29 protein-coding genes and 3 pseudogenes are annotated in these 25,201 nt (G+C 39.7%); 7 read left to right on the plus strand and 25 right to left on the minus strand.

Annotated elements, in window-relative coordinates; genetic code table 11:
• The first annotated feature begins 38 nt into the window (after nt 1–38).
• The gene (locus tag CBF27_RS11655; protein ID WP_126814507.1) at nt 39–464 is read left to right on the plus strand and encodes an Hsp20/alpha crystallin family protein; all 426 of its coding nucleotides are present in this window, start codon (nt 39–41) and stop codon (nt 462–464) included.
• A gap of 55 nt (nt 465–519) precedes the next feature.
• On the opposite strand, the gene CBF27_RS11660 is transcribed toward CBF27_RS11655, so the two are convergent.
• The 3 genes from CBF27_RS11660 to CBF27_RS11670 form a co-directional block, all read right to left on the minus strand.
• The gene (locus CBF27_RS11660; RefSeq protein ID WP_126814509.1) at nt 520–3,030 is read right to left on the minus strand and encodes a phosphatidylglycerol lysyltransferase domain-containing protein; all 2,511 of its coding nucleotides are present in this window, start codon (nt 3,028–3,030) and stop codon (nt 520–522) included.
• Nucleotides 3,031–3,193: 163 nt separating this feature from the next.
• A complete protein-coding gene (locus tag CBF27_RS11665) occupies nt 3,194–3,901 on the minus strand; it encodes a DUF554 domain-containing protein (RefSeq protein ID WP_126814511.1) in 708 nt (235 codons plus the stop codon).
• Between the two features lie 48 nt (nt 3,902–3,949).
• Nucleotides 3,950–4,690 (minus strand): TraX family protein, encoded by a 741-nt coding sequence (locus CBF27_RS11670; protein WP_126814513.1) that lies wholly within the window; start codon nt 4,688–4,690, stop codon nt 3,950–3,952.
• Between the two features lie 317 nt (nt 4,691–5,007).
• On the opposite strand from CBF27_RS11670, the gene CBF27_RS11675 reads away from it, so the two are divergent.
• Nucleotides 5,008–5,241, plus strand: a complete 234-nt coding sequence (locus CBF27_RS11675; RefSeq protein WP_148112299.1) for a hypothetical protein — start codon at nt 5,008–5,010, stop codon at nt 5,239–5,241.
• On the opposite strand, the pseudogene CBF27_RS14500 reads toward CBF27_RS11675, so the two are convergent.
• Together CBF27_RS14500 and CBF27_RS14505 are read right to left on the minus strand one after the other, a co-directional pair.
• Nucleotides 5,236–5,436 (minus strand): annotated as a pseudogene (locus tag CBF27_RS14500) (hypothetical protein); the annotation flags it as partial. The gene CBF27_RS11675 and the pseudogene CBF27_RS14500 sit on opposite strands and share 6 nt — an antisense overlap.
• A 2-nt stretch (nt 5,437–5,438) precedes the next feature.
• Nucleotides 5,439–5,762, minus strand: a complete 324-nt coding sequence (locus tag CBF27_RS14505) for a DUF1307 domain-containing protein (protein ID WP_170175102.1) — start codon at nt 5,760–5,762, stop codon at nt 5,439–5,441.
• A gap of 192 nt (nt 5,763–5,954) precedes the next feature.
• On the opposite strand from CBF27_RS14505, the gene CBF27_RS11690 reads away from it, so the two are divergent.
• The gene (locus CBF27_RS11690) at nt 5,955–6,164 is read left to right on the plus strand and encodes a hypothetical protein (RefSeq protein WP_126814518.1); all 210 of its coding nucleotides are present in this window, start codon (nt 5,955–5,957) and stop codon (nt 6,162–6,164) included.
• A 91-nt stretch (nt 6,165–6,255) separates the two neighbouring features.
• On the opposite strand, the gene CBF27_RS11695 is transcribed toward CBF27_RS11690, so the two are convergent.
• The 4 genes from CBF27_RS11695 to CBF27_RS11710 all read right to left on the minus strand — a co-directional run bounded on the left by CBF27_RS11695 (nt 6,256) and on the right by CBF27_RS11710 (nt 10,816).
• On the minus strand, nt 6,256–8,253 hold the full coding sequence (locus CBF27_RS11695) for an FtsX-like permease family protein (protein WP_126814519.1): 1,998 nt from the start codon (nt 8,251–8,253) through the stop codon (nt 6,256–6,258).
• A 3-nt stretch (nt 8,254–8,256) separates the two neighbouring features.
• On the minus strand, nt 8,257–9,015 hold the full coding sequence (locus CBF27_RS11700; RefSeq protein WP_126814521.1) for an ABC transporter ATP-binding protein: 759 nt from the start codon (nt 9,013–9,015) through the stop codon (nt 8,257–8,259).
• A gap of 105 nt (nt 9,016–9,120) precedes the next feature.
• Entirely contained in the window at nt 9,121–10,134 is a 1,014-nt protein-coding gene (locus CBF27_RS11705; RefSeq protein ID WP_126814523.1) for a sensor histidine kinase, read from the minus strand.
• Entirely contained in the window at nt 10,124–10,816 is a 693-nt protein-coding gene (locus CBF27_RS11710; protein ID WP_126814525.1) for a response regulator transcription factor, read from the minus strand. The genes CBF27_RS11705 and CBF27_RS11710 overlap by 11 nt, the downstream gene beginning before the upstream one ends.
• Nucleotides 10,817–11,033: 217 nt before the next feature.
• Here CBF27_RS11710 and CBF27_RS11715 point away from each other — a divergent pair, with 217 nt between their 5' ends.
• Entirely contained in the window at nt 11,034–11,555 is a 522-nt protein-coding gene (locus CBF27_RS11715) for a hypothetical protein (protein WP_126814527.1), read from the plus strand.
• 171 nt (nt 11,556–11,726) lie between these two features.
• On the opposite strand, the gene CBF27_RS11720 is transcribed toward CBF27_RS11715, so the two are convergent.
• Nucleotides 11,727–12,017 carry a hypothetical protein gene (locus CBF27_RS11720; RefSeq protein WP_126814529.1) on the minus strand — a complete coding sequence of 97 codons (291 nt, stop codon included), beginning with the start codon at nt 12,015–12,017 and terminating at the stop codon, nt 11,727–11,729.
• Between the two features lie 152 nt (nt 12,018–12,169).
• Entirely contained in the window at nt 12,170–13,429 is a 1,260-nt protein-coding gene (locus CBF27_RS11725) for a dermokine domain-containing protein (protein WP_126814531.1), read from the minus strand.
• Between the two features lie 366 nt (nt 13,430–13,795).
• On the opposite strand from CBF27_RS11725, the gene CBF27_RS11730 reads away from it, so the two are divergent.
• Together CBF27_RS11730 and CBF27_RS11735 are read left to right on the plus strand one after the other, a co-directional pair.
• Nucleotides 13,796–14,125, plus strand: coding sequence for a hypothetical protein (locus CBF27_RS11730; RefSeq protein WP_126814533.1), 330 nt, complete (start codon nt 13,796–13,798; stop codon nt 14,123–14,125).
• Nucleotides 14,122–14,946 carry a zeta toxin family protein gene (locus tag CBF27_RS11735; RefSeq protein ID WP_126814535.1) on the plus strand — a complete coding sequence of 275 codons (825 nt, stop codon included), beginning with the start codon at nt 14,122–14,124 and terminating at the stop codon, nt 14,944–14,946. Before CBF27_RS11730 ends, CBF27_RS11735 begins: the two co-directional genes overlap by 4 nt.
• 216 nt (nt 14,947–15,162) lie before the next feature.
• Here the strand turns inward: CBF27_RS11735 and CBF27_RS11740 are convergent, their stop codons facing one another.
• Genes CBF27_RS11740 through CBF27_RS11750 form a run of 3 tightly spaced genes read right to left on the minus strand, consistent with a single transcriptional unit; the run spans nt 15,163 to nt 17,437 of the window.
• Nucleotides 15,163–15,939, minus strand: a complete 777-nt coding sequence (locus CBF27_RS11740; RefSeq protein ID WP_126814537.1) for a Fic family protein — start codon at nt 15,937–15,939, stop codon at nt 15,163–15,165.
• A 57-nt stretch (nt 15,940–15,996) separates the two neighbouring features.
• Nucleotides 15,997–16,866 (minus strand): nucleotidyl transferase AbiEii/AbiGii toxin family protein, encoded by an 870-nt coding sequence (locus CBF27_RS11745; protein WP_170175103.1) that lies wholly within the window; start codon nt 16,864–16,866, stop codon nt 15,997–15,999.
• On the minus strand, nt 16,847–17,437 hold the full coding sequence (locus CBF27_RS11750; RefSeq protein WP_126814541.1) for a type IV toxin-antitoxin system AbiEi family antitoxin domain-containing protein: 591 nt from the start codon (nt 17,435–17,437) through the stop codon (nt 16,847–16,849). The genes CBF27_RS11745 and CBF27_RS11750 overlap by 20 nt, the downstream gene beginning before the upstream one ends.
• Nucleotides 17,438–17,754: 317 nt before the next feature.
• Between CBF27_RS11750 and CBF27_RS11755 the strand changes: the two genes are divergently transcribed.
• Nucleotides 17,755–18,420 carry an HAD family hydrolase gene (locus CBF27_RS11755; protein WP_126814543.1) on the plus strand — a complete coding sequence of 222 codons (666 nt, stop codon included), beginning with the start codon at nt 17,755–17,757 and terminating at the stop codon, nt 18,418–18,420.
• 90 nt (nt 18,421–18,510) lie between these two features.
• On the opposite strand, the gene CBF27_RS11760 is transcribed toward CBF27_RS11755, so the two are convergent.
• The 11 genes and pseudogenes from CBF27_RS11760 to CBF27_RS11800 all read right to left on the minus strand — a co-directional run.
• Nucleotides 18,511–18,879, minus strand: a complete 369-nt coding sequence (locus CBF27_RS11760) for a DUF2500 domain-containing protein (RefSeq protein WP_245986070.1) — start codon at nt 18,877–18,879, stop codon at nt 18,511–18,513.
• Between the two features lie 188 nt (nt 18,880–19,067).
• Complete coding sequence (locus CBF27_RS14195; RefSeq protein ID WP_170175104.1) at nt 19,068–19,241, minus strand: hypothetical protein; 174 nt, start codon at nt 19,239–19,241, stop codon at nt 19,068–19,070.
• A gap of 202 nt (nt 19,242–19,443) precedes the next feature.
• Nucleotides 19,444–19,617, minus strand: coding sequence for a lichenicidin A2 family type 2 lantibiotic (locus tag CBF27_RS11765; RefSeq protein ID WP_126814545.1), 174 nt, complete (start codon nt 19,615–19,617; stop codon nt 19,444–19,446).
• An 89-nt stretch (nt 19,618–19,706) separates the two neighbouring features.
• Nucleotides 19,707–19,925: a hypothetical protein gene (locus tag CBF27_RS14045; RefSeq protein ID WP_148112301.1), complete on the minus strand. Its 219-nt coding sequence runs from the start codon at nt 19,923–19,925 to the stop codon at nt 19,707–19,709.
• Between the two features lie 35 nt (nt 19,926–19,960).
• The gene (locus tag CBF27_RS11770; RefSeq protein ID WP_148112302.1) at nt 19,961–20,503 is read right to left on the minus strand and encodes an ATP-binding cassette domain-containing protein; all 543 of its coding nucleotides are present in this window, start codon (nt 20,501–20,503) and stop codon (nt 19,961–19,963) included.
• Between the two features lie 107 nt (nt 20,504–20,610).
• A complete protein-coding gene (locus tag CBF27_RS14625; protein WP_126814550.1) occupies nt 20,611–21,039 on the minus strand; it encodes an ABC transporter transmembrane domain-containing protein in 429 nt (142 codons plus the stop codon).
• 13 nt (nt 21,040–21,052) lie between these two features.
• Nucleotides 21,053–22,223, minus strand: a pseudogene (locus CBF27_RS11780) (IS256 family transposase).
• Between the two features lie 158 nt (nt 22,224–22,381).
• Nucleotides 22,382–22,990 (minus strand): MBL fold metallo-hydrolase, encoded by a 609-nt coding sequence (locus CBF27_RS11785; RefSeq protein ID WP_126814552.1) that lies wholly within the window; start codon nt 22,988–22,990, stop codon nt 22,382–22,384.
• A 132-nt stretch (nt 22,991–23,122) separates the two neighbouring features.
• Nucleotides 23,123–23,299: a hypothetical protein gene (locus CBF27_RS14410; protein ID WP_245986073.1), complete on the minus strand. Its 177-nt coding sequence runs from the start codon at nt 23,297–23,299 to the stop codon at nt 23,123–23,125.
• 123 nt (nt 23,300–23,422) lie between these two features.
• A pseudogene (locus tag CBF27_RS11795) lies at nt 23,423–24,592 on the minus strand (IS256 family transposase).
• A gap of 290 nt (nt 24,593–24,882) precedes the next feature.
• Nucleotides 24,883–25,201, minus strand: a 319-nt coding sequence (locus CBF27_RS11800; RefSeq protein WP_211334658.1) for a transposase, incomplete at its 5' end; no start/stop codon positions are given.

Below are 25,201 nucleotides of genomic sequence, written 5' to 3' on the forward strand. Positions count from 1 at the left end.
TAAAGTTGTAAGGATAAATTATTAAGGAGAGATGACTTATGGTTCACGACTTGAGAAGACGCGACTTTGATGATTTTATTCCTGATGATTTTTTTGGTAATTTTGGCAAGAACTTTTTCAAATCGTTTGGTTGGGACGGCCATATGAAGACCGATATCGTTGAAAAGGACGATGAATACAAAGTCAGCATTGATTTGCCGGGCATGGACAAAAAAGACATCAAACTTGATTTTAAAAATGACGTCCTTTCCGTTCAGGCAGAACGTAATGTTGCTTCAGAGGCCAAAGATGATGAAGGACGTGTCATCAGCAGCGAACGTCACTATGGTACTATCCACAGACAATACCGTCTGCCGAATGTCAAAGCCTCCGACATCAAAGCCTCCTATGATAAAGGCGAGCTGACGATTATCCTGCCGAAAGAAAAGAAAGAACAAACCGACTCCAGTATCGCAATTGACTAATTGTACTTGACCCAATGACTCAAGCCCCTCCAGTATATAGCCGGAGGGGCTTTTTTTATTTTGGATGAATCACGCGGTAACTTTGGTACAACGCCGTCAACACCGAGATGCGTTTCGGGTATATCAAGTATTTCGGCTGCCACTTCGGTCTGAATTTTTGTTTGTAGTTGCGCAAGCCTTTAAACGAATACATACTTGAAGAATGCTGATAAATACTGCTGGTCATGGCATTCAGCAATCCGTTTGTCTTCTCGTAAGAACTGGACAGCGGCGCCATACCGATATTAAAAGTGCGGTAGCCTTGTTCTTGCGACCACAGCAGCATCTGCAAATACAACAAATCCATCATCGGCACAGCTTCCGGCTCTTGCCAGCGAATGAGGTCAACAGACATACTTTCTTTTGTATAGCTCGGCATGAGCGTTGCGAACCCCTGCAGCTTGCCGTGCTTATCCCGCACTGTTGCCACATTGGCCGCACGAAGATAGGTTTCATCAAAATTACCTATCGAAAACGTCATCTCATGCCGGTTGCCCAGCCAGCTGTCAGAAACCGGCTTCAGCTCATCTATCAGCGCATCGGTCGGCTCTTCGATGGCAAAAGTCAGCTCTGCGCGTTCCTGCTTGTTCAACAGCTGGCGGAACAGCTTGCCTTTATTACCGGTGATTTTGAACTCAGACAAGTCGATTTCGCCTTCTTCGCCCAAATTAAACAACGCACAGTCCAGCTCGATATACACGTTGACGTGACGCGGAGATACTTGATAAAAAATCACATACTTACCTGCCTCCAGCGCCTTGTCATTGATTTTCTGAATAAAACTGAACACTTCCCCTTCATCGCCCTGCGGGTCGCCGAGAATCATGACAAAGTAGGGCGTCTCCTGAAAGATGACCGCATTTTGCAGCGTCAGGTCTACAAGGACCTGATTGCCTGACAACAGCCCTAAATGTGCCAGGCTGTCGCCGCCGTACTCTTTAACGAGCGCCAGATAGTCTGCTTTATCTAAACTCATGCCGTCTTGTCTGCACACCTCCGAGAAATGCAAAGTCCGCCTCAAATACAACCGGGAACCGACAGCATAAAGACACCAGACAAGCGTGGTACCAAGCATGACCGGAACAATCAGCCGCTCTGCCCCTGGTACCAATCCGCCGACAGCCGCCGCCAAACCATCAATTTGCACGAAAAGCAGTATTAACACAACGGCCCACAGCAACAGCTCCTGCCAGCGGCGGACAGTGACGGACACGCGCATCAGATTTTTGGAGAAGAACAGCAGTCCCATCAGCATGATGGTCAAAAACAACCCGACAAAGCTCCTGTCTTGCACAGAGATGGCCAGCTGACTGAAAAAAATTATCAGCAATTTAAGCCATAAATTGCGGTATGATTCTGCCGAACCGTAATAAATTCCCAAAATATTGGTAACGATCAGCAGACTGAATACGAAATACAAACTGCAAATAACCATGTTCAGCCGGTGTTCCGGCGAAGTGACATTAAAGTACATCGCCAAGACTGCATCTTGCGAATGGAAAAAAGCTACCAGCAAAAAGATGATCATTAAGCCGAATCTAGCAAGATAGCTCATGCTTTTTCGAGTCAGCGACACAACAATCGAACCAAACTCCCGTGAAAAAAGAACCAGCTTTTGGTCTGCCAGTTTGTCCGTCAAAATTGCCTGGAATTCACTGATTGACAAGATGACCCCCAAAATGAACGGCAAAATATTATAAACCAGCCGGTAAAACACAACCGCCAGCAGCACGGCGCTGTCAGTCAGTCCGAATTCATTGGTCATGCCCAGCAGAAAAATCACGTCAAATGCTCCCAGACCGCCCGGCACCATACTGATTAGACCGGCAATCGTTGCCACAATGAAAATACTTTCCATTTGCCAGAAGTTGATGGTCACACCGACAAAGTGCAAAGCCAAGAACATAACAAAACCTGCCAGCGCATAGTCCGCTGCGGAAACCAGCGTATACTTCACGCTCAACCAGCGGTCTTGCGGCAACGGCGGTTTAAGCACTGTTACTACGAGAAAAACCGGCAGCAGACATGCCAAAAGCCCCAGTATGACTTTTAAATACGGACGCTCCACCAGAAGATGGGCAGGTGCGAACACGCCGCTGATGACTAGTATTGACAAGACCCCGATACCTGTAATCATTGACATCATTAACAGGGAAATATTTTTCTTCAACTGGCTTTTGTCACGCTCTGAGATATATTGGCGGTAATAATTGTAGCGGACTGTCAAGCCGACAACACCACCGAAACCGATTAAGGCATTCAGAGAATTGGCAATCCAGCTGATTTTCAGTGTCTTAAGGTTCAAGGCAGGCATCTTTTGAGACCTGACAAGCACCAAATCATATAAACTTAGTATTAAAATGCCGGACAACCCGGCTGCTGCCAATGACACAACGGAAAAAACCGATTGCTTTTGAATGGCATGGAACACATCCCGAAAATTGATTGCTGTCAATTCAGAACGTAATTTTACAATAGAAATGATAAAGATAATAATTGCCAAAAAATATTTCAGTCGTTTTTTCATAAGTAACCTCGCTATAAACCTGTGCTAACTGCAACCTTGCTGCAGAAAACAGTTATTTTTTATATCGTACCATAAATATATTTTTTTTCACAACTTGCCAGTCGCCGGGACAACAAACGGTCACACGAAAAAAACCTCCATAAAAAAAGAGGTTTTTGACTAATCAAACTAGCACACTGGCTAACAAATAATAGACAATCGGTACGAACACTGCCGGCAAAAGATTCGAGACTTTGATGCGGGTGAGCTTCAGCATATTGGTCCCTAAACAGAAAATCAAAATACCGCCGACGATTGACAGCTCTCTCAACATATCCGCAGACAAAAACGGTGCCAAGCTCCCTGCCAACAACGTAATCACCCCTTGGTAAACAAGGACCGAAACCGCAGAAAAGACCACTCCCACTCCCAAAGTAGACGCCATAACAAGCGCCACGATACCGTCAATCACACTTTTTGCCAGCAAAATATCATGATTGCCGTTGATACCGCTCTCCAGCGGGCCAAGTATCGCCATGCTCCCGACACAAAATAGGAGCGATGCTGAAACAAATCCTTCAGAAAACTGACCCCGCAGTGTCGACTGACTCAGTTTGTCTTCCAACACGTCCCCCAACGATGCCATTTTTTCCTCCAGATTCAGCCATGTGCCAATGATTCCGCCAATAACTAAACTGATGATAAACAAGACAGCATTCGCCGACGGGTCAAGCATGTTGCTGATGGCGCCCGACAGACCGACAAATAAAACAGATAAGGCAGACGCATGATGAATCACCTGACGGTATGATTCCTTTAAACCGCTCTTTAAAAACAACCCTGCAAATCCGCCGACTAAAACAGCCAACGTGTTTATTCCTGTACCAAGCATAACATTCCCTCATTTCTAGCAACCATCTTCTTAGCTGATACTCACAAGCTAAAACAACACTGACCGGATGAGATAGAGCATCAGCAAATGTACTGGGTAAAACAGATAATACCCGTACTTGACCCACTTAGGCGAGTATCCCCGCTGACCATTATAGCGAAGCAATAAAGGTATTGTCAGAAACAGCCCTGTCATCGTCGTTAAATAAAACAAATTATCAAAAATCTCCGATTCAGACATCATCCCCACTGCCGGAATCATCATCAGTCCCAATAGCAGGATGACATAGACAATCGGCAGCACAACCCGTTTGCGCGGATCTTTGATGCGGTAATTCCAGTAAATAATCAAAATACCAAATAAATTCCAATCTGAAAGACTCGTTGTCAACATAAAAAAGAGCACAATCAGGACGTGTAAAAATCTGTTGTCCGTCAGCTCGCATACGGCCATCATGCACAACCCCATCAGCAGTGTGAACAGCACATTATTAAATAAGTCAGTCACTTCGAATTGCCAGTTGTTTTCAAAATAAATGTGAAACGGCACGACTGACACTAACGAAAAAAAAGCCAGACGCAAACCGTACTTCCAACGGTTTCTGGTATAATGAAACCCCTCCACCAACAAATAAGCCATAATCGGAAAAGTCAATTTTCCGATAAATTCAGTCAGCCAAAAAAGTGGCGGGGAAAAACTCATAAAATCAAAACCATTGCCAATGTGGTTCAACAGCATGGCAACTATTGCAATGAGTTTTAAATGAAATGCGTCAATACTTTTTGTCATAATCGTATGTCCTGTCCTTTCCAGCTGTCAGGCAGCCGTTCACCCTGCGGAGATTGCGCGTGGAATCGTAAGAATGTTCTGCCTATTGAGCGCAGCACCACCACTGTATCATCGCTGACTAAACTTTACATTATTTTTTCAAAAAACTTGAATTAAATTTACTTACATATCGTATCATAGATGTGTTGATTAGCCCACCCTATTTTTAATCTGTCAGCCCGTTCAACGAAAGAGGTGTCTAGAACATGGCACAAATTGTCTGCTTTTTTTATACAGGCTGTTTTATTTTTGTTTGTTTAGTCGTCTTGGCTCGTCACATGAAAAACAGAACGAAGCCAGCTCCTTTCTCACTGAAAGGGAAAGTCACATGTGTGTTTGAGCATTACGTCATTTTTATTGACGACAAAGGCAGCCAGTTCGTTGTCGCCCGCAATCAGGATTTTGCCGCAACTGTCCGCCCGGGCGATACTATCACCATCTGTGCTGACGGAAAATTGCTGGATACTTTCCCTAAAAAAATTACCGGCATCAGGCAACTTCACTGCTTATAAACAGACAGAGAGCCCAAAACTCAAGGCTCGCTGTCTGTTGTTTTTTATTATTTGATAGCCTGCATCCTCCAGCATCTTGATAGTTCCTGCCAAACTGACATTTTTATTTTCCGGAGCTTGCTCGGCTATCCAAATCCCTCTCAAGCTCATTACCTTCTCAAAATCCAGTTTTTTAAAATCCAGTATCATCTCTTCTACTAAATAATGGTCATTAAAAACGACCGAATACTCAACTCCCTTAACATCTTTATATTGGAGAAGCTTAACTTAAAAAAACCAGTGTCAGTCGTTACATATTTTTCAGCTTCTTCCTTCGATGCCAAGCCGATGTCTTCGTAATGAACTTCTGTCCGTAACGACTGTTTTATGACGTTGTCCCCCTTATGATGCAGTGTGACAACAGATACAATACCGTTTTCTGCTTGTTTCAAAACTGTTTCTTCCGCATGATGGCTGCTGCAGCTGAACAGCGTCACCCAGATTCCTATCAACAGAGCTAACCAACATATCCGCTTCATCATGTTCACCACTCTCATGTCTCTATAGTTCTATTATACACATTAAACGGATATTTTGTGGAATCCGACACGGAATGAAAACCCAGTTTGATAAACACAACATTTTTATATCAGCCAATGCAACATAGTTCGGACAAAAAAGAATCATATTGCTCAAAAGGATATGATACACTTTACAAAAAGGAGGTTTTGTCCATGATATTATCAGGTACTATTTATACCACCGTTGGTTTGTTGATTTTGCTTAGCGCTTTTTTATGGCATTACTTTCTTTGGCATTGGTATGAACCACTCATCGCTTTTTCAATGCTTTTTATTTTAATAGGTCTGTTGTTTTACACAATCGCTTATCTTCAGTTTAAGGGAGCTGTGAAGCATCCGTCTAATTCAAAAAAATGTGAATAATCGGTTATCTGCCGCTTTTCTGATCACAGGTGCGCATCCATTAACGTAATCAAACCAGCAGGAACTTTGTCCTGCTGGTTTGATTGACACTCTAAAATGTATAGGTTCCCGGCATGCGCTCAACAATCCGGTAATAGACCTTTGATGTCTGGAAATACATCAGCAAATACAGGACAAAGAATATCAGGACGGTCGTGACGGAAATCCACAGGAACAGCTGCCAATTTGCCAAGCCGAAAAGCAGCAGCAGTTTGCGGATAATCGGAAAAGCAAATGCCAGATGAAGTGCAGCGAGTGCTATCGGAAAAAAGAATACCATCAACACCTGAGAATTGATTGTTTGACGCACTTCTTTATGGCTCATGCCGACCCGCTGCATAATATCGTAACGCTGCTGGTCCTGAACCCCTTCGGAAATTTGCTTATAGTAAATGATGATGCCTGTCGCCAGAGTAAACATCAGACCGAAAATCATGCCCAAAAAGAGGAAACCGCCGGTAAATGACTTAGAACTTTCACGGTCGATGTCAATCGATGTGCAGCTCGGACTGTCCGGCATAGCCGTAACGAATTGTTTCATTTCCCTGGCAAAGGCTAAGCGCTCCTCTTCCTTGCCTTGAAAATCTGCATAAACCATTGTAGAAAACAAGGCATCTGCTGAATATCCGTCATCAGGGAACAGCTCGTCAGCCAACTTGGTGATAAGTTCCTCTGACGACATAACTAGAAGAAACGCATCGCTGATAGACTCAGCTTTTGGCATTGCATCCATCTCATTGATACGGTGAACAATCTTGAATGTATGTCCGGCTATTTTTATCGTATCTGCCGGATATTTACCGCTGTACTCATAAAGAAATACTTCATCATCAGCTATATCTGCCGGCTCGCCTGTGACCCGCTCGTACTCTTCACTGGTCATGAGCGAGAACATCTCGGTATTTTTGATTGTCGTCATATTGCCCTGTTCGAGCAGCAATGCTTCATAGACGTCCTTTTTTCCTATCAGGGCAAGTCCTTCAGAAGTCGTGATGTCACGGACCTTAATTGACTTCAGGTGATGTTGGTTGGCAAGCTGGCGGAGCATCTGCTCGACGTCAGTCTGATGGTCTTTGCGTGTGGTGATGCTGATATCATGAGGATTGAAATTTTTTAGCATCTCATCTGTGCCGACGTATAAACTGCCGGTCGTCGCCACCGTCACCATGACCATCGTACACAAAATACAAATACTCGCCAAGCCGGCTGCGTTCTGCTTCATCCGGTAAATCATGTTGGAAACAGAGATAAAGTGATTCAACTGGTAATAATAGTTTTTATTGTTTTTCAACAGCTTCAATATTGCAATACTGCTGGCTGTAAATAAAAGATACGTTCCGATGATGACCAGTATCACGGCAATGAAAAAAAGATTCAGCGCATCAATCGGCGATACTATCGTCACAGATATCCCGTAGCCCATACCAAGACACAAAATCCCGGCAAGTGCCAGCAACCATTTCACCTTAGGCTCTTTTTCGCCATGCTGACTGCCTTTTAGCAAAGCCTGCGGACTGACGAATTTGAGCTGCAGGACATTCCAGATAAACAACAGCAAAAAAACTGCTAGAAAGGTACCCGCCACGGTCAAAACTGCCGGAAAAGAGAAGTTGTAAACAAAGTCAGACCCGAAGCCCGTCATCTTTTTCAACAGCAAGAAACCGATTTTCGCAAATACGGAGCCGATGGTTAAACCGAGCGCAAGCGTCACAACGTAGGAAATCATTGTTTCCCAAAAAAGGACGATGGCCAGTTCACGTTTCCCGAGTCCCAATATATTGTAGAGACCCAGCTCTTTTTTCCGCTGTTTCAGTAGAAAACTGTTGGCGTACAAAGAGAACACCACGATAAAAACAACGATAATGTAATTGCCGAGACCAAACATATACTTTGCATTTTGTGCCCCAGGCAGTGTCGACATGCCGTCATTTCTAAAGATAATCTGCACGATTGTATTCATCACCATCAGAAAAATCATTGACAGCAAAAACGGACCGTAAGTACGGCTGTTTTTTTTCAGATTCAAGAGTGCTAATTTCAAATAAAACATGGATTAGTCCTCCTTTGTCAACAACACGGTCATCGTTTCGGAGATGGTTGTGAAAAATGTGTCGTTATCCAGATTGCCCCGGTAAATTTGGTGAAACACCTGTCCGTCTTTGATAAACAGGACACGGTTGGCATGGCTGGCTGCCACTGCACTGTGGGTGACCATCAAAATCGTTTGTCCGTTTCTGTTCAATTCCTGAAACAATGCCAGTAAATCTGCTGAAGTTTTGGAATCAAGAGCCCCTGTCGGTTCATCTGCCAAAAGAATATCCGGCTCGGTGATTATTGCCCGTGCAGCCGCCACCCGCTGCTGCTGCCCGCCGGATAGTTCATACGGATATTTTTCCAGCAAATCTGTCAAACCAAGTCTGGGCGCCAAGTCCGCCAGCTTCCGCTCCATCTCCTCCACATTGTTTCTGGCAAGAACAAGAGGCAGTAAAATATTGTCTTTTGCTGAAAAATTATCCAGCAGATTAAAATCTTGAAACACAAATCCTAAATGGTCACGCCTGAAAGCGGTGGCGTCTTTCTCTTTGATGGCATTCACGTCAATACCATTCAGAAGAATCGTGCCGGATGACGGCATGTCGAGCGTTGCCAGCAAATTCAGCAGCGTGCTTTTGCCGGAACCAGATTCGCCCATAATCGCCACGTATTCGCCTGCCTCCACAGAAAAATTGATTTGCTTCAAAGCTGTCACCTGCGCACCGCCCATCCGTGTATAGTAGGTCTTTTTTAAATTGGATACTTCAAGCAATGTCATGTTTATGACCTCCACTTCTTTCTATATATCTATCATACCTGCGCTGCAGGTGAACTGCTACTTACAAAAAACACCCTAAACTTACAGTATCGTAAGTTTAAGGTGTCACTCATACGCATACGTATGTTGGGGAAAGTGGAGCGTGACTTGCGTGCCCTGCCCGACTTCTGATGACAATGACAAATGAATCCCCAAACGTTCGGCAATAGTGCGGCTCATGCTTAAACCAAGCCCGGTGGCTTTTTTGTCTTCTCGGCCGCTAAAACCGGTATAGCCTTTGTCAAAAACGCGCGGCAAGTCCTGTGGCAAAATGCCGATACCAGTATCTTCAACCACTAGCTCGCTGCCGGTAAAATGAATGGTGATACCGCCTTGTTTGGTATATTTGATACTGTTGAATATGATTTGTTCCAGTATGAACGCCAGCCACTTTTCATCCGTCACGACAGTTGCCTCAAACGGGTCAATAGACACTGTCAAATCCTTCTGAATGAAGAAAGGGGCATACCGGCGGATGATTTGATTGACCAAAGGCCGTAACGGCACCGTTTTAAACACAAGATCGTCTTCCAGATGCGACATTTTCAAAAAGTGGAGCATCATCTTCAAGTACTCTTCAATGCTGAACAATTCATTTTTCATCAGCGTCTCGTCCGTGCTGCCCGATTGAACCAGAACTTGCAGCGCCGCAAGAGGCGTCTTGATTTGATGGCTCCACATTGCGTAGTAGTCCATCAGCTGCTGGTTCTTTTCCTCAAATTCAGAGGTCAGCTGTTCGCTTTCCTTGACTGCACTCATGAATAATTTTTGGTATTCTGCCTGTTGGATCGTTTCAGGTTTCGGCAAATCAACTAGCCGGCTACTGTCATAATGATCCAGCTGATTCAGCCGGACCAGCTGCCGGTAATGGTGATAATACCCCCAAAAATCCCAAACCGAGATGAGCAGCAATAACACTCCCGAAAACAAAAACGCGTCCACAAACACAACCAGCGGCAAATCGTGCAAAACAAGCGTCAAAGCGATTGCACCGCAAACCAGCACGTACGTTGCAAACAACAACCGCCTTTCTTTCATAAAGCTGCCCACCAGCCTGATCAATCGTTTATTAGTTTTCATCGGCTGCCTCCAGCATATAACCTTTATTTTTAATCGTTAAAATGCGGCTATCCAAGTCAATCGCAGACAATTTTTTCCGCAGGCGTGTCATGTTGACCGCCAGTGTGTTGCGGTCAATAAAGTCGTCACTCTCCCACAGTTCGGTCATGATTGCCTCGCGTGTGACAATCTCGCCGGCCTGTTGAAATAATAGTGTAAGGATTCTGCTTTCGTTCGGCGTCAAAGTCACTTGTTGATCTCCCAGCTGCAGCAAATTTTCTTGCGGAAAAAACGCATAGTCGCCGTACGAAAAAACCAACGGTGCCTGCCCGCCGAATTCATAACTGCGCCTCAGCAGCGCTTGAATTTTGGCAATCAGTACTTGCAAATCAAATGGCTTTGCCACGAAATCATCCGCCCCCATGTTCATCGCCATAATCATATTCATGTTATCACTGGCAGAAGACAGAAATATAATCGGCAGCTGCGAAGTTTTGCGCAACATCTGGCACCAGTAAAACCCGTTATAAAAAGGCAGCGAAATATCCATCAACACCAGGTCTGCTTCAAATGACTTGATTTCTTCCAACACATGCTGAAAATCAGTAATTGTTTCACTGATGAACCCCCACTGATTTAAGTACTCTTTTAATCCTCGGCTAATCGTCACATCATCTTCCACAATCATGATTCGGTGTCCCACATGCTCACTTCCTTTACTATCACTATCAAAAAGATACTGCCCTTATCATAATTCTGCAAAGAGGCCCCGTCAAGCGGCAATCCAATACTTATATTTTAATTATGCGATTGGGCGAATTCCATTATAACGCCGGCCAACCAAACATGCTATACTTCACTAGATTATGACAGACAGGAACACGAAAAAACTATGCTTTGTTGTCAGGAAAGGGAATTGTATGGAGGACTTGCTGCAAATAGTATCAGTGGTCTGCATTGTCATGCTGACTTATTATCTCGTTCAATTGATTCGATTTAAACTTGAAAAAAAGCATGCCATCAAAAAACATTTCGAAGGCTATACAAGACAGGAACAGAAGCACTGCCGGAAAATGCAGTCCCGCTACGTGCTTAAACGGTCAAAAAAATGCTTTATTTTAAAAAGCGTCATTATGCTTTGCGGTGTTTTGATGCTCAGTCTCACAGCCGCATTGCCGCTTTTATTAAAACAGATTGGATTTAGATACTGGTACCTTGCCCAACTGATACTTTTTGCCATCACTATTCCAGTCTCCATCAGCTACACCAATGCGCTGAAACATTTTTGGAAAAAATACAGTAAAGAAAACCCGACTAATCCGCTGAACGTGGCACAAATCCGGCGAACCGTCATTGACGGGGAAAAGACGCATCTCACTGGTTTTTATTGCTCAGCTTTTGCGTTGATGTGTGTGGTGTTTCCGCTGGTGTGCTATTACTGATGTTGTTTTTTTAAATGATGGCGTTCTCTCTTTATGTATCAGCTGCCAGAACCAAATCATTCAACTTTTTAGCTTGTGCTAATTCTATGGCGGCATCATTACAGCTTTGTCCATAAGAAGATGTTTGCAAGTCATTATCAGCTAATTCTGTTTCTTACGTTTGCCACTGCTCTATTCCGCCTGTTGCTCCTGAGTCGTCGCTGGCGGTGCATTGGCCTGATTGGTTTCTTGTTTTTCTACCTGAGTCGGCGCTTCAACTTCAACTTTTGGCTGCTCACTACTTTCGCTAGTTGCGGCAGGGGCTTGTTGGTCTGTTTCTTCCGCTCCGGCTTTTTCGGCAACTTGTTTTTGATGAGTGCTGATTTCTTCAGCCATTACCTGAGTAGTTGAAAAGACGTTCCCACCGACAACAAAAAAAATTGCCAGTAAGGACAACCATTTTCTGAACTGTTTATGTTTCATATTTACCTTTCTCCTATTCCATAAAAACCTGCATATCATGTACCATATCCCTACATACTCCAATGGTCTCACCCCCTTTCTGTGATGAATTAATAGAAAATAGCGCATATCAATTTTGATATGCGCTATACATTCACTCTTATTCTAACTAATTACCATTCAGGAAAACCTTCACCGCTCAATTCACCGCTGCCTGTCCAAGTATTTCCTCCACCAGTAGCTCCATTAGAATTACCAAAATCAGCTACGTCTCCACCTTCTGTCATATCTACATTTGCAGACCAACCGCCGCCATTATTATTTGTGGGCGGTGTTGACGTGCCACCACCGCCACTGTTTGAAGCAGGCGGCGTATAACTGCCCCCACCGCCGTTATTTGTGGCGGGCGCTGTATAACTTCCGCCACCAGCGTTGCTAGTTGTGCCGGAAGCATTATTGTTACTGGTACTATTACCGCCAGCCGCAGCTTGTGAACCGCTATTTGAATTATCTCCGGCAGATTCAACAACATAAGAACCGTCGTCTTTCTTCACGACAGAGCCGCCGGATTCTTTGGCTTTTTTCTCAGCTGCTGCTTTTTCTTTTTTATCTACTTCAACAATGACTTTACTGAGCTTGTCTAGCAAACCTTTTTTCGCTTTGTCATTTTTGATTTTTTCAACATCTTTTTTAAGAGCAGTTAGTTCGGCCGCTTTGGCGGTGTTTTGCGGCTTGCCGTCTTTGAAATACCCATCAACTTTTTTTGTCAGATTCGTAATATCCTCGACTTGCTTCTTAGCGTTGTCAAGCACGTCACGCATGGCTTTTGCCCATTCACTGTCTTTCAGCGTCGCCTGTTCCGCTGCATAGTCTTGTTTTTCAACTATTGGTGCCACTTGCTTTTCCAGTTGTGATACAGCATCTAAATCAGCAACGTACTTCTCTACATCTGCCAATTTTAAATCATCAGTAATGGCTAACTCTTTTTTAACATCCCGACCGTTGACAGCTGCTTCCTTAAACAAGCTATTGATATTATTTTGAAGCGTGTACTGTTCCTCCGTCGTTTTAGCGGTACGCTGAATCAGTTTCACCAGTTGCTTCGTTGCGTTTACTTGTGCCACCACTTGCTTATCCTTCACCTTGTATTCTGGCAACTGATAGTTTTCTGCATCATGCAATACGTTAATGAGATTATCCTCCGGAATATCTTTCAATAAAAAATCAGCGTCACTAAACGATAACACTTGCCGGTACAAATCATCTAAATACGGCCCCTGTTTTTCCAATTCCTTCATCGTCTGAACGACTTGTTGCTTGTATTGATTATCGGCGTAAACTTTTACCCCGATACCACCGCCGCCAACTGCTACAACAGCAGCTGCCACTAACAAATATTTCTGTTTCTTTGACCACTCATGCCACTTTTTCATTTTATTATCCCCCTTATGATTACTTTTATTATAACGCATATTATTTTCCTCAGTATTCAATTTTTGATTATTTTCTCTGAAAATTACTCATTGTCGGTTACGTGGAAAACCGGGTCTTTCCAAAATAATTCTGTCACTAAGATACTTGTAAAAAATACAAGGACAATGCAAACCATCATACCTATCACATTATTTGAAAACACCTGTTCAATAAACTTCAAACGACTATTTATAATTTTCTAACTTTGTCTGTCAAACCAGCCAAAAAAGTGTTAGATTTCTATTATTCTTAATGCCATGTTAGTCTAAGTAGTATTATTACTTCCTTGACTTTTATTGTCAGTAAATCTATATTGGAAACATGGTATGATTGAACATGCAACTATCGTTCAACTTGCCTGCAAAGGAGTTGAAATCATGCTGACAGTTAATTATGAGCATACATTAGAAGTTGAAGTCATCAATGAATTCGCGGCAAACGTGAGAAATAAATTAATAAATTATTTAGGGCAAACAACTATTGATTTAAACGATGCCAAGCATCCAATGGTTGAGCTACTAAATGCTTTATCTGAAATGAAAAACCGCAACTTGTTTGAAAAATCCAAAGAAGAACTGGCTGAAGTATTGTTTTATTGGCAACAAATGAACCGCTATATCGAAACTATCACTCAGAATTTAGGAGATACTGTATGAATGATAAACTGACACACTATTCAGAGAGCGATTTTCAATATCGGCTCCAAGCTAACATCATGGATTTATCATTAAACCGTTCGCCAAGCGCCCGGCCTACTGCCTTTCTACTCGGCGGCCAAAGCGGAGCTGGTAAAAGTACGCTGCATCAATTGATACGCCATCAGCTAAACGACAATGTTATTGTGGTTGACGGTGACACTTTCAGAACGCAGCACCCAAACTCTTTCCTGTTGGATAAAGCATACGGCAAAGAATCGGTCAATTATAAAAGCGGATTTTCGGGCAAAATGGTTCAGGAACTATATGATAAATTTAGTGACGAGCATTATCACCTAATGATTGAAGGCACATTAAGAACAACTGAAACACCGCTAAAAACTGCTCTGGATTTAAAAAGAAAAGGTTATCGGGTGAATTTAGCGGTTATGGCGGTATCCCGTTATTTATCTTATCTGGCAACGCTTGAACGTTACGAAAAAACTTTTTTAATTGATCCTAGTATTGCTAGAGCTACAACAAAAGTTATTCATGACCAAATTGTTGATGTTCTTCCTTCAAACTTGGACTATCTTTATCAGGCAAAACTATTTGATAATATATCACTAATCAAAAGAGACGGAACAGTCATTTATGACTTTCAACAAACACCCGCTATGTCTCCTAAAGAAATTTTGGCAGAAGAACTGTCTGCCAAGCCTATGGGCGAAATCCGAATAAGAGCGGAACGTATTTTAGCGCTTATGGAAACAAATGGACATAACGATTCCGATGACTATTTCTCTCTAAAAAGCGAATTTCGTTCAATTAAAGGAAACTAAACCAAGTGTTACGCAACTAAATGAACAACAGACAATCAAACACAGACCGACCTCCAAGAGTTAGATTTTTTGTTCTAACGTTTGGAGGTCGGCATTATTTTTTAGAAAGTATCGTTTTAAATTTCAATTGAAACCATTCACGCATACCTCATTCAATTCACAGACCCGACATTGTTCGGAAAGACTGTGACTAACTCATTGTCTAACGTTATGAGCTTACCTTTCAATATGATCGTATGCGTTTGCTTTTTCCAGTAAATCAATCATTCTCTCCAGCTTATTTTCTACTAATTCATTAATATAGCGAGTAAAAGGTTCCAGATCACCAGTCACATGCGCCGTTTCTAACGTATTATTGTAAATCAATCTTGATTCATTATCAGCTTTGACGATCACAGACGGATAGCCGGCTTCAGTCAACGCAAAATTCAATAGTAACCGGCCAGTTCGACCGTTCCCGTCAATAAACGGATGAATAGCAGCAAATTTTTCGTGCAAGGCAGCTGCGTATTCGACTGGATGCAGAATTTCTTTCTCTTTTTGACTCCATTTGATTAGTTTTGCCATTTCATAAGGAATTTGCTGCGGGAGCGTCGGTTGATGTTGCGAACCAACGATTTCAACAGGCAGACGTCGGTAGTTGCCGCGGTCTCTGGTATCTGCGCCCAATTTATTGTAGACGAGACTGTGTAACTCTTTAATAACCGTTTCGGTCAAACATTGTTTACGCTTGACTATGTCTTCCGCATACTCAATTGCTTCTAATAAATTAACAATCTCCAAGTGTTCACGCATTGACTTGCCGGCAATGGTGATTCCATCGTCCAAGATGAGTCGGGTTTCATTTAAAGTGATTGTATTTCCCTCTAAAGCGTTACTATTATAAATTTCGTTTAGCCGCTCATTATGCCGTAACACTGCTGCTTCTATGTCAGTCAACGGCTTGAATTTAGTCAAATTATTTTTCAATGTCGTGACGTAAGTAAAATCCATTATATCATCCCTTCAACGCTACAATTCCAAATCAAGTGCATCTGACATATTTTTTACCTATTCTCTCGGCTCAAACAAGCTGATGTCATTTGTCATCTTGGCAACGCTGGCCATCACTTCTGAGAAAGAAACATCTTCTGCATAAACAAAGTTTGCTCTGTATTTTTCCCATTGATTTTGCTGAAACTCAGATTGCTCCAAGCGGCCAACAATTTCAAAATACTCACTCACAGGCATAAAAACTTTGCGCTGTTTTTTTGTTTTCTCTATAGCGGTATAAACCTGTTCATAATCAATCGTCTGATTTATTTGAGTCAAAAAATGAAGGTCATACAAATCTTTGACTCGTGTATTGGTATCATCAACTTGGCCGTATGCCAAAGTCGTATATAATTTATCTGCTAAAATCTGCTCCAACGGATAACTAGCCAAGTTAACCGTTCCCTCCTGAAACATCAATGGGATTTCCTGTTTTTCGACCAGAGGTAATAATGTTTCACCTGTTGTCATGTCAATTTCAATCGGAAAGCGGCTCTTGCCGTTCAAAAAGTTTAAGCGGATATTATAACCGTCATAGTCGAATTGTTCCCGAATTGTTCTAATTTGTCGCACTTCAAAAATCGGCTGCCCATCATTTTCCGGCGCAACAAGGAAATCGATTAATTCTTGAACATAGTCATCATTCAATGTCACTCCGCGAATTGTCGTATCTAAATCTCTTGTCGAACGATTATCTAAACCGTAAACAGCCGATAAAAGATAACTGCCTTTCAAAACAAACTGGTCTTTGAATCGGGAATGATTAATTTTAATCAGCAATTGCTCTAATCCATATAAAGCATACATTTGTTGCGGCTGAATATGAAATTCTTTAGCTTTCCCATTTACAAATCGTTTCAATTGCTGCTCATTTAATGCCAATGACATCAATTCCTTCCAATGCATACTCTCGATTTAATAACCGCGCATATTTTTTTAACATATCCAAATCTTTTTCGTCATCATCCAAATAATCTCGCCACATTTCTTCCAAGGTAAATGCCAGAGCTGTCGGACTGACCAGCATGTCTAGAACAGTACGTTCTCTATCATACACATTCACGGGATTTCCGAACCACGTATCAACTTGTGTGACACCCAGATCGTAATATTTTTTACTGACAAACGTGGGCTTTATTTTTGACTCCTTAAACACTTTCGAATTATATCCTTGCGGAAACGTCATGTGATGTTTAAACGGGCTGAAAGTCCCATAATTATACAGCATCAGCGCTGTCTCATGTGAGTAGATACCCCGGCTGTATATGGCTTGTGTGCTGAACAAATCATCCTCAATCGCATCATGTAACAGATAAATCCCTCTGCCTACTTTTTCAATATCGTTCCGCAAAGCAGCCTTTCTAAGTGTTTCTCTATTAATGCCGTGCTGTACAGCTATTTTGGTAGGTAAAGTTCCGTTATATTTTTCAAATATTTTTTTTACTTCTGGACTAAGCATAGTTATCCCCTCTCACTAAAATTATAGCATTAATGGCGAATTATTCCTAGACAAAATGTTTGTTTACTGAATTGTCAAACTCAACTAAAGAATCACTAACCTGCAAACATTTCGTGAAGTCGTTCAATACACGAAAATCTGTTTATTCTAAAAATAATTTTTCAAATCAACCGATAATTATTCTTGATATGAATGAGAACTTAATTATCCTACACTATCTGAATTTTTCTCAAAAAAATGTTATACTCGAATCAAGTAAAAAACAACCGTTCTATAAAAAGACATCTCAAACAAACGTTTACTCAGGAGGAAGACACATGCAGTCAGTCATATTTGATTTTAACGGCACGTTATTCAGCGACTCTCATTTGCACGAAGAAGCATGGCAGCAGTTTATCGAGGATCTCATCGGGCGCAGGTTTTCAGATGAAGAGTTTGATCACATTCACGGGCGGACAAACCAGCTGATTTTAGAAAATGTTTTAGAAAGAAGTTTGACTAAACAAGAAGCTGAAGAGCTGTCCGACCGCAAAGAAGCTATTTACCGCCAGCTGGTGATGGCAAATCAGAACCCGCAATTGATTGCGGGGGCAACAGAATACTTCGATTTTTTAAAAGATCGTCGCTGTCCCATCAACATCGCGACCGTCTCACCAAAGGTCAACCTCGACTTCTACTTTGACATTTTCCAGCTGGAGCGCTGGTTCGATTATGACAAAGTGGTTTATTATGATGACAATCTAAAAAGCAAGCCTGAACCGGATTACTATCTTCAGGCAGCAGTCAACGTTAGCGCATCACTGGATAAGATGATTATTTTTGAAGACTCGCCTATCGGATTACAGGGCGCATTTAATGCAAAAGCCAAACATATTATTGCCGTATCCACAGGTGATAATCACCAAAAACTGGAAGATACCGGGATTATCGACTTTGTCATTGATGATTTCACTGACCCGCGCATACGGCAACTGATTGACTGATGAATCACTGATAATGACTTCTAAAAGAAAACCTCCTGATATTGTTAGACATATCAAGAGGTTTTCTTTTAAACTTATTTAAGTACGTCATCATGTTTTTTTAGTGTCCAATTCAAAATGATTAAACCTTTTCCGCTGATAATGTAATTTCCCGCTATCGCCGACGACATACTTTAAGTAACTTTTCCTGCTCACGTTAAACGACTTTCTTTCATTACCATTCAGTTCAAAAGTCAGCGTATAATATGTATTTGATGAACCACTCCCGTTATCAGCTGCTGATGAATGGCTTGTTTCTGTTACTTTATCAATCAATGTAGCAGTGACTATTTCTTCCGGCGCAGACTGGTTTTTAAAAAATTCTATTATGTTGAAAACCAGTACCCCTAAAATAATGAGTGCGACAAGCAAAAAAAACAAGGGGAACGGAAAATCCCAAGAAAACATTAACTCATCCATAAAACACCTCCAAAAAATTTTTTTAAACCTGCCCAACAGCAGCATGAACGTTTGACAATATCACCTAAAATTTTTGTATCGCAACTCTAATTTTACAGAATGGGCTTTCTTTTTTTCTACCCAAAATTTCTATTTACACAAAATATTTTACGCTATCTCATATTCCTCCAATCATTATTTTTCTGAATCTACTTATTTTTTTTAAAATCACAAATTTTAAATGCCTTTACGAATAAAAGAAGTATTCCTAAACCTAACAAGACATCATTATTCACCATTAATAAACCTACAGGGATCCCTACTAACAAGTATAAAAGTATTCGAAGAACCCTATTTTGTTGTATTCTTTTCTTTATTTTCATTTGCCATTCCTCTTATTAAATTATTTACCATTTATTTTTTGACGTATCATTGTTTGAAGCGTTTAATTTTCTCAATTATAACACGTTCCAAATTAATAAGTACTGTATGACAACTATAAAAATAAAGAAGGCAAACGGACATGAAATTTGATATTTATTTGCCTTCTCTTTTCTCTAAGTCTCTTCTAGCATCTGATAGTTACTAGCAGTGGCCTTTCAAGGTTCTAACTAATTGTGTACCTGATGCAAGTGTTGCAAAAAATGAAACAATTGAATCTGGATTTACGTCTCCAGAACCTTGCACTTTTACCATTTCAGCAATTGTCAGATCCTCAAATTTTTCTCCTACCACTTTCTCCATGATTTGTTCAGACATATTAAACACCTACTTGTCCAATATATTTAGAAGCGTGAAGTTAGTTTAATTTGTAATTTCAGCATTCTTTAAAGTTAAACAAAACCCCACTATTTGTATAGTTTTTTATAACAAGAGTTTGTTTTTAATAAACTTTGATGTGTCCCTACTGCAGATATTTTTCCATCATCCATAACAATGATTTTATCGAAATTCTGAATAGTTGATAGTCTATGTGCAACAACAATTAGGGTTGCATCGAGATTGAATAAATAGCTCAAAATATTCTTCTCAGAAATATTATCCAACGAACTTGTTGGTTCATCCAAAAAGATTACTTGAGGACTTGAAATAATAGTTCTCGCTATAGCGATTTTTGCCTTTGCCCTCCAGACAAATTTTTCCCTAATTCAGATATTTTAGTTTCAAGTCCTAATGGTAAATTAAAAATTAAACTGTATATTCCAACTCTTTTAGTGACCTCTATAATGCAATCATCTGAGTATTCTCTTCCCATAGTGATGTTTTCTCTGAATGTTCCATTGAATAGAACATTTTCCTGTAATACTACACCAATGTGATTGAAAAATTCATGAATATCTAAATTCTTAATATCTTCTTTGCCGTAATATATCGCTCCAGAATTACATTGATATAGTCCTGCTACAACTTTTAATAAAGTAGACTTCCCAGAACCACTTTCTCCCACAATAGCGATTTTCTGTTTTGGAGCTATCTGAATTGAAATATTCTCTATTGCTGCCTCTGAAAATAAACTGTACTTGAACGAAACATCGTTAATGTCAATATCACCTAAATAATTATCTAGTTTTTTATTTCCCAGAAGTGAGGTTTCATTTGACGTTTGCAGTATATCTACCAGGCGATACAGATAAACTTTAACCATTTGAAATTGTGTGTAAGATTGTAGTATAGATGTTATCGGAGACACAAATGATATACCTATGGAGCTAAAAGCGACAACACTACCGAGGGTTGCCTGATTATTATTTATTAAAACGTATCCAATTGAATAAATGATAAGGGAGTAAAATGTCTGTATTGTTTGAGGGATATTCGCCAACACCGAATTAACTTTAGCTTTTTCTTTTCAAAAACAATTTGTTTTTCATAGTTGTTCTCCCATTTTATGAACATGTTATTTTGAGAATTAGTAGACTTGATAGTAAAAATATTATTTACTAATTCATTGATTAAATCTTGCGAGTTGGTTAGTACTCCCATTTCATTTTCACTAATCTTTCTGTTTATCTTTGCGTTGAAAAAAGAAAATATTGCAATGACAAATGTAATTCCGATAGTAATAATTGTCAGTTCTTTACTAAAGTTCCACATTACTAATAAGTAAAAAAATACAAAACACATATCTACCAATAATATGATCGGTTGCGTCAAGAATTTTGTGTAAATGGGAAACCCCATCCTGTCTAATGAGTTAAAACATTGATTCTAGTGTCTCTTGAATTTCTCCAAAACCTTTGTGTACACGATCTAGGAATGTCTGATTATAATCATTGAATTGAGAAACTAGGAATCTCTCTAGAGATTCTTCATTAGAAAATTGTTCTTTTCTCTTTGTATATTTTTTCAGTTGTTTATTAAAACCTTCAATTAGATTAGTAGAATAGATGGTTCTTCTAATGGATGGGGGAACATTTGAAAAATGTTAATATCGCAGGATTTAGGAGTAGCTTAACCACTCTTGGATACTGCTTTTTCCACTTTTCAGTCATTTTGTTTATTTGCTTGATAGCTTCTTCTTTTGAATCGGCTTGATAAGCGTGTTTAAAATCACCACATATTTCTTTTCTATCGCTTACCCGTACTTTATGTGCACTATTTCTAGCGACATGAACACAGCATTGTTGGAACTGGGCGTTAGGGTAAACACTACGAATACTGTCAGTGATACCCTTAAGACCATCGGTCACCACTAATAAAACCTCTTCTAAACCACGGTCTTTTAAATCTTGAAGGATCTCTTTCCAAACGAATGCAGATTCTGTTGGAGCAATTGTAAAACCCAACACTTCTTTGGTACCATCTAATCTGATACCAATGACAATGTAAACAGCTTCTTTAGAAACAGTTTGCCGTTTTAAGGGAATGTGAGTGGCATCCATAAAAATGACGGAATATCGTGACTCTAGCTGTCTATTTTTAAAAGCTGAAACATCTTCAGAAATGATTTTACTCATATTAGAAATCGTTTGTGGTGTGTAGTGATGCCCATACATTTTTTCAATCAAATCAGCGATTTCAGACATGGTAATGCCCTTTTGAAAAAGTTGAATAATGGTTGTTTCTAAAGAATCATCGGTTCTTCTATACGCAGGTAATGTCTGTTGAGAAAATTCACCATTTCTATCCCTTGGAACGATGAGATTAAGTTCTCCATACTCTGTTTTAAAGGAACGTGGATAATTCCCATTACGGGAATTGCCAGAGTTAAAGCCAGAACGGTCATATTTTTCATAATCTAAGAAAGCAGTCAGCTCAGCCTGCAGCAAGGAATTGACTGCTGCTTCCAAATGTTTGCGAAATAATTCATCTAAATCCCCTTTATTGATTAGTGTTTCCATAATTTCTATAGTAAAATTAGTCATGAGAAAGTCCTCCTATAAAATTTTTGTATCGCAACTCTAATTTTACAGAATGGACTTTCTTTTTTTCTACCCAAAATTTCTATTTACACAAAATATTTTACGCTATCACTAATATTTATATTTTCCCTTTCCACCTATTCACATCTCTTTCCTATTATTTATTTAGTATTATCTAATGATTTGATTCCACCAATAAAATCTTCTTTCGCATGACCGTAATATGCTATATTCACATTGTAGCTAAGTATTTTATTCCAACTTTTTATTACCATGTCATCATAACCGACTGCTATTTGAATCGGATATAAATCTCCAACAATAACAGCCTCTTTATCAACGACTACAGATATGCTATCATCACTATGCCCTGGCGTATGGATAATTTCTCCATTGATTCCAACCTTTCTTAATATTTCTCGACTTTCTTTACAAGTAATGATTTTTGCTAAATTTTCATTAATCGGTTTGAAATTATCATTTTTGTTTTTAAACAAATATTCATCTGAAAAATGAATATAATCAATTTGCTTATCAATTACTAATAATTCTATTCCTAGATCTACTAGATCTTGTGCAATTCCCATATGATCAGGATGATAATGTGTAATTAATAAATACTTAATATCAGAAATTCGCAATCCCATTTCTTTAATACCTTTAAAGAAATTCTGTAATGTTCCTGCCCAATCTGTATCAACTAAGATTGAGCCTTTCTTACCTTTTATTATATATGTTCTGGTATTTCCATATTTTAATTCATTAATCATGTTTATTACCCCCTTGTATTTTTTGTATTTTATATTCTATTTTTAATCCAACTATCCATAGAATAACTAAAGTATAGTTCTCCAAAGTACCAATTAAACTTATAATTTTAAAACTATCATTTATATATCCAATTAGATGATTAATTCCAAACCTAAACCTCCGATGATTAAAGAAATTACTATTACTTTTAAGAAAAAATAATCATATTTTATATTTATTCCAACCAGTATTGGCAGTATTGCCAAGTTCAAAAAACCTATTTCTCTTTGCCAACCTATAGAGATTCCATATTCAGAATTATCTCCCATTTATGACTTATTACTTATATCTCAATATACCATATAACTCACCTCATAATTATTAAATCTACATCTCATACAGGTTGCGTCAAGAATTTTGTGTAAATGGGAAACCCCATCCTGTCTAATGAGTTAAAACATTGATTCTAGTGTATCTTGAATTTCTCCAAATCCTTTGTGTACACGACCTAGAAATGTCTGATTATAATCATTGAATTGAGAAACTAGGAATCTCTCTAGAGATTCTTCATTAGGAAATTGTTCTTTTCTCTTTGTATATTTTTTCAGTTGTTTATTAAAACCTTCAATCAGATTAGTAGAATAGATGGTTCTTCTAATGGATGGGGGAAATTTGAAAAATATTAATATCGCAGGGTTTAGGAGTTGTTTAACCACTCTTGGATACTGCTTTTTCCACTTTTCAGTCATTTTGTTTATTTGCTTGATAGCTTCTTCTTTTGAATCGGCTTGATAAACGTGTTTAAAATCACCACATATTTCTTTTCTATCGCTTACCCGTACTTTATGTGCAATATTTCTAGCGACATGAACACAGCATTGTTGAAACTGGGCGTTAGGGTAAACACTACGAATACTGTCAGTGATACCCTTAAGACCATCGGTCACCACTAATAAAACCTCTTCTAAACCACGGCCTTTTAAATCTTGAAGAATCTCTTTCCAAACGAATGCAGATTCTGTTGGAGCAATTGTAAAACCCAACACTTCTTTGGTACCATCTAATCTGATACCAATGACAATGTAAACAGCTTCTTTAGAAACAGTTTGACGTTTTAAGGGAATGAGAGTGGCATCCATAAAAATGACGGAATATCGTGACTCTAGCTGTCTATTTTTAAAAGCTGAAACATTTTCAGAAATGATTTTACTCATATTAGAAATCGTTTGTGGTGTGTAGTGATGCCCATACATTTTTTCAATCAAATCAGCGATTTCAGACATGGTAATGCCCTTTTAAAAGAGTTGAATGATAGTTGTTTCTAAAGAATCATCGGTTCTTCTATACGCAGGTAATGTCTGTTGAGAAAATTCACCATTTCTATCCCTTGGAACGATGAGATTAAGTTCTCCATACTCTGTTTTAAAGGAACGGGGATAATTCCCATTACGGGAATTGCCAGAGTTAAAGCCAGAACGGTCATACTTTTCATAATCTAAGAAAGCAGTCAGCTCAGCCTGTAGCAAGGAATTGACTGCTGCTTCAAAATGTTTACGAAATAATTAATCTAAATCACCTTTATTGATGAGTGTTTCCATAATTTCTGTAGTAAAATGAGTCATGAGAAAATCCTCCTATAAAATTTTTGTATCGCAACTTTAATTTTACAGAATGGGCTTTCTTTTTTTCTACCCAAAATTTCTATTTACACAAAATATTTTACGCTATCCGAAAAACCTATCATTGGCTATAATTATATGATAATATGATTATAAAATAAACCGAAGGATATCTTGATGAAAAAATACTTAAACTTTAGCAAAAAAAAAGTTGTAGTTCACATTTTCACTTGCATTGTTTCAGTCAAGTCCATAATCTTGTGTAAAATACTATACAATGTTTCACTAGTCTTTTAGTGTTCAAACTTAATATACTTTCTTGTAGAACTAAGCCATTCATCGTGGAAGTCCATCAGGACAGCCCCAATCAATCGGTTGGCTGACGCACGGTTAGGAAAGATACGAATAATCTTTTCTCTTCTGCGTATTTCTTGGTTCAGACGCTCAAGAAGGTTGGTACTTTTCAGTCGATGGTGTCCATTGCCGATAACTGCGTATTGAAAAGCATCTTCGAAGCCATTATCCAAGGTCTCACAAGCTTTTGAATAGCTAGTTTGGTCGCTATAACGGGCAACGATTTGATTTTTAGCCTCTCGCGCTGAGTCGATATCT

The organism is Vagococcus acidifermentans (assembly GCF_003987655.1).
In the GTDB taxonomy this organism is placed as follows: domain Bacteria; phylum Bacillota; class Bacilli; order Lactobacillales; family Vagococcaceae; genus Vagococcus_B; species Vagococcus_B acidifermentans.